Annotated in this window: 10 protein-coding genes; 8 read left to right on the top strand and 2 right to left on the bottom strand. The window is 71.8% G+C overall.

Going from position 1 to position 14,228, the window contains the following annotated elements; all coding sequences use genetic code 11:
* Positions 1–15 precede the first annotated feature (15 nt).
* From OHT52_RS20175 to OHT52_RS20195, 5 genes are all read left to right on the top strand, one after another.
* The gene (locus OHT52_RS20175) at positions 16–1,167 is read left to right on the top strand and encodes a Gfo/Idh/MocA family protein (RefSeq protein WP_328721579.1); all 1,152 of its coding nucleotides are present in this window, start codon (positions 16–18) and stop codon (positions 1,165–1,167) included.
* Positions 1,164–2,306 carry a dihydrodipicolinate synthase family protein gene (locus OHT52_RS20180; protein WP_328721580.1) on the top strand — a complete coding sequence of 381 codons (1,143 nt, stop codon included), beginning with the start codon at positions 1,164–1,166 and terminating at the stop codon, positions 2,304–2,306. The genes OHT52_RS20175 and OHT52_RS20180 overlap by 4 nt, the downstream gene beginning before the upstream one ends.
* Positions 2,303–3,148 (top strand): sugar phosphate isomerase/epimerase family protein, encoded by an 846-nt coding sequence (locus OHT52_RS20185; RefSeq protein WP_328721581.1) that lies wholly within the window; start codon positions 2,303–2,305, stop codon positions 3,146–3,148. The genes OHT52_RS20180 and OHT52_RS20185 overlap by 4 nt, the downstream gene beginning before the upstream one ends.
* Positions 3,149–3,641: 493 nt before the next feature.
* On the top strand, positions 3,642–5,105 hold the full coding sequence (locus OHT52_RS20190; RefSeq protein ID WP_328721582.1) for an AAA family ATPase: 1,464 nt from the start codon (positions 3,642–3,644) through the stop codon (positions 5,103–5,105).
* A gap of 5 nt (positions 5,106–5,110) precedes the next feature.
* On the top strand, positions 5,111–5,860 hold the full coding sequence (locus OHT52_RS20195) for an HNH endonuclease (protein ID WP_328721583.1): 750 nt from the start codon (positions 5,111–5,113) through the stop codon (positions 5,858–5,860).
* A gap of 735 nt (positions 5,861–6,595) precedes the next feature.
* Here the strand turns inward: OHT52_RS20195 and OHT52_RS20200 are convergent.
* Positions 6,596–6,949, bottom strand: a complete 354-nt coding sequence (locus OHT52_RS20200; protein WP_328721584.1) for a hypothetical protein — start codon at positions 6,947–6,949, stop codon at positions 6,596–6,598.
* Positions 6,950–7,378: 429 nt separating this feature from the next.
* Here OHT52_RS20200 and OHT52_RS20205 point away from each other — a divergent pair, with 429 nt between their 5' ends.
* Positions 7,379–8,500 (top strand): PP2C family protein-serine/threonine phosphatase, encoded by a 1,122-nt coding sequence (locus OHT52_RS20205; protein ID WP_328721585.1) that lies wholly within the window; start codon positions 7,379–7,381, stop codon positions 8,498–8,500.
* Positions 8,501–8,518: 18 nt separating this feature from the next.
* Here the strand turns inward: OHT52_RS20205 and OHT52_RS20210 are convergent, their stop codons facing one another.
* Positions 8,519–8,986 (bottom strand): hypothetical protein, encoded by a 468-nt coding sequence (locus tag OHT52_RS20210; RefSeq protein WP_328721586.1) that lies wholly within the window; start codon positions 8,984–8,986, stop codon positions 8,519–8,521.
* Between the two features lie 438 nt (positions 8,987–9,424).
* Between OHT52_RS20210 and OHT52_RS20215 the strand changes: the two genes are divergently transcribed.
* Together OHT52_RS20215 and recD2 are read left to right on the top strand one after the other, a co-directional pair.
* Complete coding sequence (locus OHT52_RS20215; RefSeq protein ID WP_328721587.1) at positions 9,425–11,896, top strand: hypothetical protein; 2,472 nt, start codon at positions 9,425–9,427, stop codon at positions 11,894–11,896.
* A 63-nt stretch (positions 11,897–11,959) separates the two neighbouring features.
* The gene (gene recD2, locus OHT52_RS20220; protein WP_328721588.1) at positions 11,960–14,203 is read left to right on the top strand and encodes an SF1B family DNA helicase RecD2; all 2,244 of its coding nucleotides are present in this window, start codon (positions 11,960–11,962) and stop codon (positions 14,201–14,203) included.
* Positions 14,204–14,228 lie beyond the last annotated feature (25 nt).

Below are 14,228 nucleotides of genomic sequence, written 5' to 3' on the forward strand. Positions count from 1 at the left end.
ACGGAGGGAACTTTCGTGACTCGCAGGACTGTGCGCATCGCCATGAACGGCGTCACGGGTCGTATGGGATACCGGCAGCACCTGGTGCGCTCGATCCTCGCGATCCGCGAGCAGGGCGGCCTCGACCTCGGCAACGGCGACGTGCTGTGGCCCGAACCCGTCCTCGTCGGGCGCCGCGCCCACGCGCTGGAGGAGCTGGCCGCCCGGCACGGCCTCACCGAGTGGTCGACCGACCTGGACGCCGTCCTCGCGGACGACACCATCGACATCTACTTCGACGCCCAGGTCACCCAGGCGCGCGTCGAGGCGATCAAGAAGGCCGTCGCCGCCGGAAAGCACATCTACACCGAGAAGCCCACCGCCACCGACGTGGAGGGCGCCCTCGACCTCGCCCGCCTCGCCCGTGACGCCGGCATCAAGCACGGCGTGGTCCAGGACAAGATCTTCCTGCCGGGCCTGCTCAAGCTGAAGCGCCTCATCGACGGCGGTTTCTTCGGCGAGATCCTCTCCGTGCGCGGCGAGTTCGGCTACTGGGTCTTCGAGGGCGACTGGCAGGAGGCGCAGCGCCCCTCTTGGAACTACCGCTCCGAGGACGGCGGCGGCATCGTCGTGGACATGTTCCCGCACTGGGAGTACGTCCTCCACGAGCTCTTCGGCAAGGTCACCACCGTGCAGGCACACGTCCAGACGCACGTCCCGCAGCGCTGGGACGAACAGGGCAAGCCCTACGCCGCGACCGCCGACGACGCCGCGTACGGCATCTTCCAGCTGGAGGGCGGCGCCGTCGCCCAGATCAACTCCTCCTGGACCGTGCGCGTCAACCGCGACGAACTGGTCGAGTTCCAGGTCGACGGCACCCACGGTTCCGCCGTCGCGGGCCTGCGCAACTGCCGTGTCCAGCACCGTTCGGCCACCCCGAAGCCGGTGTGGAACCCCGACCTCCCCGTCACCGAGTCCTTCCGGGACCAGTGGCAGGAGGTCCCCGACAACGCCACCTTCGACAACGGTTTCAAGGCGCAGTGGGAGCTGTTCCTGCGCCATGTCGTCCTCGACGAGGCGTACTCCTGGGACCTGATGGCCGGCGCCCGGGGCGTGCAGCTCGCCGAGCTGGGCCTGAAGTCGGCCGCCGAGGGCCGCCGCTTCGACGTGCCGGAGCTGACGCTGTGACGATCCACCTCCCGCACGGGGCGTACGAGCCCCGCACCACCCCCCTGGATCTGGCACCCGGCGGCGCCGCGCTCGCCTCGCGCACGGTCTTCTCCGCCGCCCACGTCGTCGCCGATCCGTACGTCGACGTCAGTCCGGACGGGCCTGCCGCGATCGACTGGGACGCCACCCTCGCTTTCCGCCGCCACCTCTGGTCGCACGGGCTCGGGGTCGCCGAGGCGATGGACACCGCCCAGCGCGGCATGGGCCTGGACTGGGCCGGTGGCGCCGAGCTGATCCGCCGCTCCGCCGCCGAGGCCAAGGCCGTCGGCGGCCGGATCGCCTGCGGGGTCGGCACGGACCAGCTCACCGGCCCGGCGACCCTCGCCGAGGTGCGCGCCGCGTACGAGGAGCAGCTCGCCCTCGTCGAGGAGAGCGGCGCGCAGGCCATCCTGATGGCCTCCCGCGCGCTCGCCGCCGTCGCCGAGGGGCCCGAGGAGTACGCGCAGACGTACGCCCACCTGCTGCGCCAGGCCACCGAGCCGGTCGTCCTGCACTGGCTCGGCCCGATGTTCGACCCGGCCCTGGAGGGGTACTGGGGCTCGTCCGACCTGGACGCGGCCACCGACACCTTCCTCAAGATCATCGCCGAGCACCCCGACAAGGTCGACGGCATCAAGATCTCGTTGCTCGACGCGGCCCGCGAGATCGACGTGCGCCGCCGGCTGCCCGGAGGCGTCCGCTGCTACACCGGCGACGACTTCAACTACCCCGAGCTGATCGCGGGCGACGAACGCGGCTTCAGCCACGCCCTGCTCGGCATCTTCGACCCGCTCGGCCCGCTCGCCGCGCACGCCGTACGGGTCCTGGACACCGGCGACACCCAGGGCTTCCGGGACCTGCTCGACCCCACGGTCGAGCTCTCCCGCCACCTCTTCCAGGCGCCCACCCGCTTCTACAAGACGGGCGTGGTCTTCCTCGCCTGGCTGGCCGGGCACCAGGAGCACTTCACGATGGTCGGCGGCCTCCAGTCGGCCCGTTCGCTGCCGCACCTCGCGAGGGCTTACGAACTCGCCGACCGGCTCGGCCTGTTCCCCGACCCCGAGCTGGCCGAGAGCCGGATGCGGGCGCTGCTGACCGTCCAGGGAGGAACCCGATGACCAACAGCACCGGCGGGGACCTGTCCCGGTTCTCCATCAACCAGGAGACCGTGCGGCAGTGGTCCCTGGAGGAGCTCGTCGAGGGCTGTACGAAGACGGGCGTCGGCCGGGTCGGCCTCTGGCGCGAACCGGTGCAGAAGTACGGCGTCGAGCGCGCCGGGCGGCTCTTCGCCGACGCCGGGCTCACCGTCACCAGCCTCTGCCGGGGCGGCTTCCTCACCGCGCCCGACCCGGAGGCGCGGGCCCGCGCCCTGGACGACAACCGCGCGGCGATCGACGAGGCGGCAGGCGTCCACACCGACACCCTGGTCCTCGTCTCCGGCGGTCTCCCCGAGGGCAGCAAGGACCTCGTCGGTGCCCGCGAACGCATCGCCGACGCCCTCGCCGAGCTGGCCCCCTACGCGGCCGAGCGCGGAATCCGCCTCGCCATCGAGCCGCTGCACCCGATGTTCGCCTCCGACCGGTGCGTGGTCTCGACCCTCTCCCAGGCGCTGGACATCGCCGAACGCTTCCCGGCCGAGCAGGTCGGCGTGGTGGTCGACGCGTACCACGTCTGGTGGGACGACCAGGCGCCCGCGCAGATCGCCCGCGCCGGGGCCGGAGGCCGTATCCACTCCTTCCAGCTCGCCGACTGGATCACCCCGCTCCCCGAGGGCGTCCTGCTGGGCCGCGGGCAGCTCGGCGACGGCAGCGTCGACTTCCGCGCGCTGCGCACGCTGGTCGAGGCGACCGGCTTCGACGGGCCGATCGAGGTGGAGATCTTCAACGAGGGGCTCTGGGCCCGCGACGGCGGTGAGGTCCTCGCCGAGGTGGCGGCCCGCTTCCTGGAGCACGCCTGCTGAGGCGCTCTCCGGGCGTCCCCGGAGCGCGGGAATCCGCCTGCGGAGAGCGCTCTCGGCGATCAAGGTAAAGAAATGGTCAAGGCGTACAACCCTTGGCATCCTTGCCCGGTCACACTCTGCGTCGGGACTTCCGGGGGAGGGGTCCGGGGGGAACGGGAAGGCCCGACGGGGGGAAAGCGAGAGGGGTCCGGCCGCGAGGCCGGGCCCGTTTCGCTTTCCCGGGGCGGAGGCGGGCTCCTGCCCGCCCGGCCCGTCGGCCGCCTCACGCGTTTCACCCTCCGGCGCAGCTGACCAGGGCTCAGTTTTCCCGGCCGCCGATGGCTACGCCCCCGCCCCCATCCCTCGTAAACTCGGACATCCGCCACCGCGTCCGTGCGCGTGCCCGCACCGCGTCCACGACGGGGCCGACCCCGGTCCACCCCTCCGACTCCGCCCGCGCCGGCTTCTCCTTGCCCGACACGGACTCCCGCGCCCCGGAAGGAACCGTCAGCAGATGTACGTCTCCCGCGTCACCATCGAGAACATCAAGTCGTTCAACGGACCGCGCAAAGTCGACCTGACCCTGACCCGCCCGGACGGCTCGCACGCCGGCTGGACGGTCCTCGCCGGCCGCAACGGAGCCGGGAAGACCACCCTGTTGCGCGCCCTCGCCCTCGCGCTGAGCGGACCGGTGGCGGCCCGTGGACTGGTCCAGGGCTTCGAGAACTGGGTCACGCGCGGCGCCGAGTCGGGCAGCGCCTCGGCGGAGATCGTCCGCGACAAGGACTTCGACAAGTTCACCGCCTCGGGTCGCACCCAGAACAAGTTCGGTACCGGCCTGCGCTGGACACCTCCGGGCGAGGCGGCGGCCGGGCGCAAGAGCGCGCAGCCCGCACTCGGCGAGATCCGGAGCAACTCCCGTACGCAGAGCGCCAGTGCCGCCCAGCGCGGGCCGTGGGCGGACAACCCGGTGGGCTGGTTCTGCGCCGCGTACGGCCCGTTCCGGCGGATGGCCGGCGGCTCGGGCGACGTACAGCGCCTGATGCTGGCCTCGGGGCCGGTGGCCCGGCAGGCGAGCCTCTTCCACGAGGACGCCTCGCTGGCCGAGGGCGTCGCCTGGCTGATCGAACAGCATCTGCGCGCCCTCGAAGGCCGGGAGGGCGCGCTGGCCCTCAAGGAGGCCGCCCTCTCCGTCCTCGGCGACGGACTCCTGCCGGACGGCTACCGCATCAAGGACGTCGACTCCGAGGGCCTCTGGGTCACCAGGGGCGGACACCGCTTCCCGCTGCGGGAGATGAGCGACGGGTTCCGTACCGTCGCCGCCCTCGTGGTGGACCTGCTCAAGCAGATCCACGACGCCTTCGGCGACCACGCGCTGGGCCGGGGCGGCGAGGACGAGGGCCCGAGCCCGCTCCAGGTCCCCGGGGTCGTGATCATCGACGAGATCGACGCCCACCTCCACGTCTCCTGGCAGCGCCGCATCGGCCCCTGGCTGACCACGCACTTCCCCAACATCCAGTTCATCGTCACCACCCACAGCCCCTACATCTGCCAGGCCGCCGACCCCGGCGGCCTGATCCGCCTGCCCGGCGTCGACGAGGACGCCGCCCCCGAGGTCGTCCCCGAGGACCTGTACGAACGGGTCGTCTACGGCAGCGGCGACGACGCGGTGCTCTCCGACCTCTTCGGCCTGGACACCCCGTACTCGGAGCGCGCCGAGTACGCCCGCGCCGAGTTCGTCGCCCTGGAGTCCAAGGTGTACGAGGGCGACACCTCGCCCGAGACCGTCGCCCGGTACAAGGAGCTCAAGAGCCTGCTGTCCAGCTCCCCGACCGCCCGCGCCCACGAGGTCTCCGCCCGGCTGTACCGGATCGCCGACCAGGTCCAGGACGTCTCCGGCGCGTACGGCGAGGGGGCGGCGGGCGGGCCCGGGGCCGGAAACGGGGACACGGCCGGAGAGGCCGGCGAGGCGAAGTGATCCGGATGATCCGCCCCGAACTGCCCCTGGACACCCAGGAACACTTAGCGACGTACACCCGGCAGATCGCCGACGCGGCGGCCTCCGACCGCAAGGCCACCGCGATAGGCCTCTGGGGCCGCTTCGCCGTACGCCGACGCGTGCGCCCCGGCGTACTCGCCGCCCTCACCGACATGGCCCCCGGCCACCAGCGCTGCATGTACTGCGGCGACAGCCAGGGCACCGACATCGACCACTTCGAGCCGAAGAGCCAGGCGCCGCTGCGCACCTTCGACTGGACCAACTACCTGCTGGCCTGCTCCTACTGCAACAGCAACCAGAAGCGCGACCTGTTCCCGCGCGACGCGAGCACCGGCCGCGCACTCCTTCTCGACCCCACCCTCGACGACCCCCTGAACCACCTGCGGCTCGTGTTGCCGCTCTGTACGTACCGAGGACTCAGCGCCCAGGGCGACGCCTGCATAGACGTGTTCGGCCTCAACCGGCGCGGCGTCCTCGTCGCCGGACGCCGGACCGCCTACGCCACGGCCAAGCAGTCCGTCGAACTCTGGCGCATCGCCACCGACCGGGGCCAGCACGCCAAGGCCGACGAGGTCGCCCGCGTCGCCTGGGACCGCCCGCTCGCCGACGTACTCGCCGCGATGTTCCACCAGTCCGGGCACCCCGCCGCCGAACTGCTCTTCGACGGCGAGGAGGAGATCCTGGCGCTGCTGCGGGACCCGGAGTTACGGGCGAGCTTTCTGGCGCGGGCGTGAGAGGGGTCGGATTCGGCAGTCCAACCCCGGTCGGCGGCACAAGGCCAGGAATCTCACCTCAAGGCTGAGCTCGATGGCGCCCATCTCGTCCCGAACTCTCACCGGGAGTGCGGCGTGCCGGAGATCCTTGGCGTAGTACCGAGTCTGCCGGTCGGCCTCGTCGGGCCGGGCCTCCACGGGACGATAGGGGTGATCGGGCCACTCCGTGTCAGCCCACCGGACGAGGTCGTCGCTTTGGGACGTCAGACGCATCGCGGAGAGCCGGGGTGCGCGGTTGGACGACGACGGCGGGGCCGAAGACTCCGGCGAGGACGACCACCACGGCGGCGACGGCGAGGGCACGCCGCCCCCGAGGAGGCGGAGGTCGTGACCGACACCGTTGGCGCCGCTCCGCGACCGCAGCCCCGGGGTCAGACCGGCCAATGAGCGGGCGCCTTGGGCAACTGCCCTTCTGAACTGCGGTTTTCGGTGGCCGGGTGGACAATGAACGACGGAGTTCCCGCCCCGGCGGGGACGGAACCGGAGCCGCCGGAGGTGTCCGGGACCGCAAGGGTCGGCCGGCGTCAGGCGCCACCGGATCGGAAGCGTGCCGGGCGGGCCGCCCTCCCGAGCAGGCCGGGTCGAGGAGCACCTGCCCGGCCGGACGGACTCGCGAACCCACCGATCCGACGGCTCGCCCCGTGCCCGCCCGGCTCACAGCGGGGACGGATCAGCCACGCCCTGTCGCCCCCTCGCTCACCACTTGTCGCCGACGCGCACCTTGTCCCACTTGCTCTTCGAGATGCACAACTCGTGCGCGTCGTTGTCCAGTTCGATCTGGTAGCACTCCTTCTTGCGGTGCTCGACGCGCTTGGTGGCACCGGTCTTCACCTGGTGGCAGGACTTCTTGGTCTTGCCGTTCTTCCTGGTCGTGGAGCATTCGCTGCGCGTGACCGGCTCGTCGGTGTACGTGGTGCTGCCGCGCTTGTACTCCTTCTCCGTGATCGTCCCGTGCACCGGGTCGCCGCCGCAGGCGGTCAGGATCAGTACGGCGACGGGCGCGGCGGCCAAGGCGGCGATACGGCGGAAGGGCTGACGGTGACCGGGCATGGCGGGTCCTCTGGGGCGGAGTGGGTGCCGGGCTGTCCGAAGCGGACGGCGGCGGCGTGAGCGCGTTTCGCAGCATAGTGACGCACCGCACGTACGTTCGGTTCTGGGTGTGCGGTAGGCGAATTGGCGACCCCGACCGGATGGCTCGCGACCGTCGCCGGCTCGGGCGGGCTCCACGACCTGAGCTGGGAAGGAGCGCAGCCGGGCTGGGTGGGCCGCCATGGGGCGACGCCGCTCACGTCTCGACGGCACGCGCTCAGCCTTCGACGGCACGGGACAGGAGGCTTTGGCGCGCGGGGCCGACCCGCAGCCGCCTCGCTCAAGTCGGTTCCCGCAGGTCGACACGGTCCAGCCCGATCTTCTTCGCCACGACAGGTAACCCGCCCCTCCCTGCGTGCGAGCCGGGTGGCGGCGGTGTAGAGAGGAGTCATGTCACAGCGCCGCGAAGGACCTCGCCGAGTGGTGCGCGGGGGGCGGGGCCGGGCTCTGATCGCCGTCCCGGTTCTGTGGATCGTCGCGGTGTCGGTGGTCGACGTTCTCTCACCGTCCGACATCCACCTCGGGCCGCTGCTCGTCGCGGCTCCGGCGGTCACCGCCTCGTTCGCAGGTCCCCGGACGGTGGGTCTGATCGCCGCGCTGGCGGTGCTCTCGCAGACGGTCATCGGGCTGGTGCGGGATTCCGACGAGCTGCTCTCGGCCAACCACGAGGCTCAGGTCATCTCCCTGTTGCTGGTCGGCGTGATGCTCGTGATCTTCTGTGTACTGAGGGAGCGCCGGGCGAAGGAGCTGGCGCAGGTGCGGTACGTCTCCGAGACCGCCCAGCGGGTGGTCCTGCCACCGCTGCCCAGGACGCTGGGCCCCCTGCGCGTGGCCTCGCTCTACCTCGCGGCGGAGGCCGAGGCCCAGATCGGCGGCGACCTCTACGCGGCGACCCGCACCACCACCGGGACCCGGCTCATCGTCGGCGACGTGCGTGGCAAGGGAATGACCGCGGTGAACGACGCCGCACTGCTCCTCGGCGCGTTCCGCGTCGCGGCCCACCGCCGGGCAAGCCTGGGCGAGCTGGTCGGCTACCTCGACCGCAGCGTGTGCTGGGACCTGACGGAGCCGGGGGAGAGCAGCCGTTACGGAGAAACCTTCATCACCGCAACCGTCCTGGACATCCCCGACCAGGGCGGCCGGGTCGAGATGGTCGCCTGCGGGCATCCGCCGCCGGTCGTCCTGTGCGACGGCCGACCGACGACGATGGACGTCCTCCACCCCGCGCCCCCGCTCGGCCTGGGCGAGTTGGCGCATCCGAGGTACCACGTCGACAGCTTCCCGTTCGAGCCGGGAAGCCTCCTGCTGCTGTACACGGACGGGGTCACCGAGGCCCGTGACGCCTCCGGCGCCTTCTACCCGCTGGCCGAGCGCATCACCGGATGGGCCGAGAAGGACGCCGACGCCTTCCTCGGTCGCTTCCGGGCCGACCTGATGGAGTGGGTCGGAGGGCACCTCGACGACGACGCCGTCATGATCGTCCTGGAGCGCCCGCCCGCGCCGCCGACCTGACCCGGACCTTCTCCCGGATCACTCGCAGCGCCCGCACAGGAATGCCTGCCGTACGGCGGACGGGGCGTCGGCCACCCCCGGCACGGGCGCCCACCGGCCTCGGTGCGCGCGGTTCCGCGGGGGGCCGTACGGCGACTGCCAGGCCGGACGCCCGGTCCCGTCGGAGCCTGTGGTGCGGCGTCGTGCGCGTCGACTCCCGAGGGGTTTTGCCGCCGAGCGGGAGCTCTTGCCGAGCGGCGGGCTCGGAAGCTCGAAGCGCGGCACGGTCGCCCACCCGGGGGCGGCGAGCCCGGCGGCGGTCCCGCATCCGGTGTCCGGCGCGGCGCGCTGGTCGTGGCCACGGCCGAAGGCGATCGGCGTGGGGGCGGCAAGCGGGCGGGCGGCGGGCCGGCAGGCGATCGGCGGGTAGACGGCGAGCGGGCGGGCGCCGGGCAAGCGGACGGTGGGCAGGCAGGCAGTGGGCACGACGACCCAGTTTCCGGACATGGAGAAACACCGATTTCAGTGAGAGAACCGCAGCGAAAGGGAGCGCGCGGCCCGACGGGGCGGCGCGCGAGGGATCAGCGCTCGGGGTGTCTCACTTGGTGTACAACGGTGTGTCCTTGTCAGGGCGACCACGGGTGGAGCGGGGCGCGAGCACGGTAACGGCGCACGGGGGTGCGGTTCCACCGGTTTTCGGGCTGCGGTTCTCGGGCTGCGGTTCTCGGGCTGTGGCTTGCGGGCGGCGGCGCCTCGGTGCGGCGCGTGACGGTTCGTGTAAACCGCACGTAAATAGTCCCCGTAACGGTCTCGGTTGATCATGAGGAAACAGAACGGACACTCAGGTGATCAGAAGCGGTGGTGATCTTCGTGTGCCGGCGATGAGCCGGAGCCGGTGCCCTCCCTCCGGGAGCGGCGCCGCCCCCGCACGAGAGGAACCGCCGCATGTCCATACCCCGCACCCGGCGCCCAGGACCGCGCCGGACGGGGGGCCCGGTGCGGGCCACCGTCGCCGCCCTCGCCCTCGCCCTGACGCTCCCCATGACCGGTACCGCACTCGCCTCCCCGGCCTCCCCGGACCCGCAGCCCACCACCGCCACCGGCTCGGCCGGCGACCGCAGTTGGTCGGTCACGCGGTCGGCGGACGGCTACCACGTCACCCTGAAACTGGACGACCCGCTGCCCGTCCGCGACGCGCTCCCCGAGATCGCCGTCGACGGTGCCTCCCTCGGATACGCCCGGCAGGCCACCGACGGACACACGCTCTCCCTGGTCACCACCGACCTGCGCGCCGCTCACCCGGACGACGTCCAAGTCGCCTGGAACGGTGCCACCGACACGGTCACCACGTCCCGACACGCCCCCCGGGGCACCGGCCGCCGTGGCAAGCCCACCGCCACCGCCGCCTCGCTCACCGAAGCCGCCACCGCCAAGGGCCGCTACCACGTGGCACGGGCCGACTACGACTTCGGCGACACCGCCGTCACCCTCGGCGGGCTGAGCGACCGCAGCGCCGAACTCCGCGCCGCCGTATGGGTACCGACCGACGCCAAGGGCGAACGCCCCGTCGTGCTCTTCCTGCACGGCCGCCACTCCGCATGCTGGAACGCGGACACGGCCAAGACCAACAACGCCGCCTGGCCCTGCCCGGACGGCTACCAGCCGATCCCCAGCTACCTCGGCTACAACGCCGCCGCCGAGACCCTCGCCTCCCAGGGGTACGCGGTCGTCTCCATCAGCGCCGACGGCATCAACGCCCAGGACGCGTCCTACACCGACGACGCCGGCACCCTCGCCCGGGGGCAGCTCGTCCTCGACCACCTCGACCTGCTCGCCCGTGCCGACAAGGGCGCCGCCCCCGGCATGAGCCGACTGCTGAAGGGACGTCTGGACCTCTCCGACGTCGGTCTCATGGGCCACTCGCGCGGCGGCGAAGGCGTCGTCAAGGCCGCCCTGCTCAACGCCGGCCGCGCCCACCCGTACGGCATCGACGCCGTACTCCCGCTCGCCCCCATCGACTTCGGCCGCGAGACCCTGCCCGACGTGCCGATGGCCGTCGTCCTGCCGTACTGCGACGGAGACGTCTCCAACCAGCAGGGCCAGCACTTCTACGACGACAGCCGCTACACCGGCGCCGACGACGACGTGCTGCGCTCCTCGCTGATGGTGATGGGCGCGGACCACAACTTCTTCAACACGGAGTGGACCCCCGGTGTCGCCGCCGCCCCCGCGAGCGACGACTGGTCCGCCTCCACCGACGCGGTGTGCGGCGGAGCCTCGCCCACCACGACCCGGCTGACCGCCGCCGAGCAGTCGGAAGCCGGTACGGCCATCATGTCCGGGTTCTTCCAGCTCACCCTGGGCGGCCAGGACCGCTTCCTGCCCCTCTTCGACGGCAGCCTCGGCACGTCGACCACCGTCGGCGCGGCCACCGTGTACAGCGAGGCCCAGGCCCCCGGCCGCAGCCGCTCCGACATCGCCCCGCTGACCGCCCCGGCGTCCAACGTCACCCTCACCGGCGGCGGTACGGGCACCTACTGCGCGGGCTTCACCGGCCGCCCCACCATCAGCGCCCTCGGCGCCTGCACCGGCTCCACCGGCACCTCGCGCTTCCCGTCCTGGACCCCCGCCAACTACGCGGGCAACGTCGAAGCCACCCCGCTGCTCCACCTCACCTGGCCGGAGAACGCGGACAGCACGGACACCCCCGCGACCGTGATCGAGATACCCAAGGGCTCCCGTGACGTGAGGCGCTACGACAGCCTCGCGTTCCGCGCCGCCGTCGACGAGAACGGACCGGACACCGACCTGACGGTCCGGCTCACCGACGGACGCGGCCGTTCGGCCTCCGTCGCCCTCTCCTCGCTCAGCGACGCGCTCAAGGCCAACCCGTCCTCCGGCACCAGCACCCTGCTGCCCAAGACCTGGCTCCAGACGGTGAACTGGCCGCTGGAGAAGGTGCGCGGGGTGGACCTCTCGGACGTCCGCCGCATCACCCTCACCGCCCCCGCCACCGCCGGTGGTGTCTACCTCTCCGACGTGGCGTTCCAGACCGTCCGCGCGGGCAGCGGCGGCCCGAGCGAACTGCCGCAGGTCTCCGTGGCCGGAGCCCCGGCCGCCGAGAACGCCGGTACCGTCCCCGTCACGGTCACCCTCTCCCGCTCCTCCCGCACCCCGGTGACGGTCAACCTCCAGACCGTGGCCGGCACCGGAACCCAACTCACCACCTCCGCCCGGAAGATCACCTTCCCGGCGCGCACCACCTCGGTGACGGTCCAGCTGCCCGTCACCGACGACACCGCCGTCCAGCCCACCGCCGACACGGTCTACAAGATCTACCTCTCGGCGCCCGTCGGCGCGGTGACCGGACAGGGCTACGCCCGGGTCACCGTCCACGACGACGAGTCCACCGTCTGACCCACTCCGGGGGCGCCGACTCCTGCTCGCGGAGGTGTCGGCGCCACCCGATACCGTCGAACCATGCCCAACACGCCCACCCCGCCCCCCAACCTGGCAGTCCTCGAAGGGGTCCTGGAGCGGATCACCTACGCCAACGAGGAGAACGGCTACACCGTCGCCCGTGTCGACACCGGGCGCGGCGGAGATCTGCTGACCGTGGTGGGTTCACTGCTCGGCGCGCAGCCGGGGGAGTCGCTGCGGATGGAGGGCCGCTGGGCCTCCCACCAGCAGTACGGCAAGCAGTTCGTCGTGGAGAACTACACGACGGTCCTCCCCGCGACCATCCAGGGCATCCGCCGCTACCTCGGCTCCGGGCTGATCAAGGGCATTGGCCCGGTCATGGCCGACCGGATCACCACCCACTTCGGCACCGACACCCTCGACATCATCGAGAACGCGCCCAAGCGGCTCGTGGAGGTCCCCGGGCTCGGTCCCAAGCGTACGAAGAAGATCGCCGACGCATGGGAGGAACAGAAGGCGATCAAGGAGGTCATGATCTTCCTCCAGTCGGTCGGGGTCTCGACCTCGATCGCGGTGCGGATCTACAAGAAGTACGAGGACGCCTCGATCTCCGTCGTGAAGAACCAGCCCTACCGGCTGGCCGCCGACGTCTGGGGCATCGGCTTCCTGACCGCCGACCGGATCGCCCAGGCGGTCGGCATCCCGCACGACAGCCCGGAGCGGGTGCGCGCCGGACTCCAGTACGCCCTCTCCCAGTCCTCCGACCAGGGCCACTGCTACCTCCCCGAGGAGCGGCTGATCGCGGACGGGGTGAAGCTCCTCCAGGTGGACACCGGGCTGGTCATCGACTGCCTCGCCGAACTGGCTGCCGACCCGGAGGGCGTCGTACGGGAGAAGGTGCCGGGTCCGGAGGGCGGGGAGCCGGTGACGGCGGTGTACCTCGTCCCCTTCCACCGGGCGGAACTCTCCCTCGCCGGGCAGGTACGCCGACTGCTGCGTACCCCGGAAGACCGGATGCCCGCCTTCGGGGACGTGGACTGGGAGAAGGCGCTCCAGTGGCTGGCCCGGCGGACGGGCGCCACCCTCGCTCCCGAACAGGAGGCGGCGGTACGGCTCGCGCTGAGCCGGAAGGTGGCCGTACTGACCGGCGGGCCCGGGTGCGGCAAGTCGTTCACCGTGCGGTCCGTGGTCGAGCTGGCCCGCGCCAAGAAGGCGAAGGTCGTGCTGGCCGCTCCCACCGGGCGGGCCGCGAAGCGGCTCTCCGAGCTGACCGGCGCCGAGGCGTCCACCGTGCACCGCCTCCTCGAACTGAAGCCGGGCGGGGACGCCGCGTACGACAAGGACCGTCCGCTCGACGCCGATCTGGTGGTCGTGGACGAGGCGTCCATGCTCGATCTGCTGCTCGCCAACAAGCTCGTGAAAGCGGTGGCACCCGGTGCCCACCTCCTGCTCGTCGGCGACGTCGACCAGCTCCCCTCGGTCGGCGCGGGCGAGGTGCTGCGGGACCTGCTCGCCGAGGGCGGGCCCGTCCCGGCCGTCCGGCTGACCCGCATCTTCCGCCAGGCGCAGCAGTCCGGCGTGGTCACCAACGCCCACCGCATCAACTCCGGACAACCTCCGCTCACCCAGGGGATGGACGACTTCTTCCTCTTCGTGGAGGACGAGACGGAGGACGCCGGGGTGCTCGCCGTGGACGTCGCGGCACGCCGCATCCCGAAGAAGTTCGGCCTCGATCCGCGCCGCGACATCCAGGTGCTCACCCCGATGCACCGGGGACCGGCCGGCGCCGGGCACCTCAACGGACTGCTCCAACAGGTCATCACCCCGGGCCGCCCCGAACTGCCGGAGAAGCGGTTCGGTGGCCGGGTCTTCCGCGTCGGCGACAAGGTCACGCAGATCCGCAACAACTACGAGAAGGGCGAGAACGGCGTGTTCAACGGCACCGTCGGCGTCGTGACCTCGCTCGACACCGACGAGCAGCGGCTGACGGTGCGCACCGACGAGGACGAGGAGATCGGGTACGACTTCGACGAGTTGGACGAGCTGGCACACGCCTACGCCATGACGATCCACCGCTCCCAGGGCAGCGAGTACCCGGCGGTCGTCGTCCCCGTCACCACCAGCGCCTGGATGATGCTCCAGCGCAACCTGCTCTACACGGCGGTGACCCGGGCCAAGAAGCTCGTCGTCCTGGTCGGCTCCCGCAAGGCGATCGGGCAGGCGGTCCGCACGGTTTCCGCCGGAAGGCGCTGTACGGCGCTGGATTTCCGGCTCAGGGGAGGGGCGGGGGGAGACTCACCGTAAAAATGATCGATCAAATCGGTGGGAA

Source organism: Streptomyces sp. NBC_00247, from assembly GCF_036188265.1.
Taxonomy (GTDB): domain Bacteria; phylum Actinomycetota; class Actinomycetes; order Streptomycetales; family Streptomycetaceae; genus Streptomyces.

Excerpts from the sequence above, each read along its gene's own strand:
- OHT52_RS20200 (WP_328721584.1), bottom strand. The coding sequence starts at position 6,949 with ATGCCCGGTCACCGTCAGCCCTTCCGCCGTATCGCCGCCTTGGCCGCC.
- OHT52_RS20185 (WP_328721581.1), top strand. The coding sequence starts at position 2,303 with ATGACCAACAGCACCGGCGGGGACCTGTCCCGGTTCTCCATCAACCAG.
- recD2 (WP_328721588.1), top strand. The coding sequence starts at position 11,960 with ATGCCCAACACGCCCACCCCGCCCCCCAACCTGGCAGTCCTCGAAGGG.
- OHT52_RS20190 (WP_328721582.1), top strand. The coding sequence starts at position 3,642 with ATGTACGTCTCCCGCGTCACCATCGAGAACATCAAGTCGTTCAACGGA.
- OHT52_RS20215 (WP_328721587.1), top strand. The coding sequence starts at position 9,425 with ATGTCCATACCCCGCACCCGGCGCCCAGGACCGCGCCGGACGGGGGGC.
- OHT52_RS20210 (WP_328721586.1), bottom strand. The coding sequence starts at position 8,986 with ATGTCCGGAAACTGGGTCGTCGTGCCCACTGCCTGCCTGCCCACCGTC.
- OHT52_RS20195 (WP_328721583.1), top strand. The coding sequence starts at position 5,111 with ATGATCCGCCCCGAACTGCCCCTGGACACCCAGGAACACTTAGCGACG.
- OHT52_RS20205 (WP_328721585.1), top strand. The coding sequence starts at position 7,379 with ATGTCACAGCGCCGCGAAGGACCTCGCCGAGTGGTGCGCGGGGGGCGG.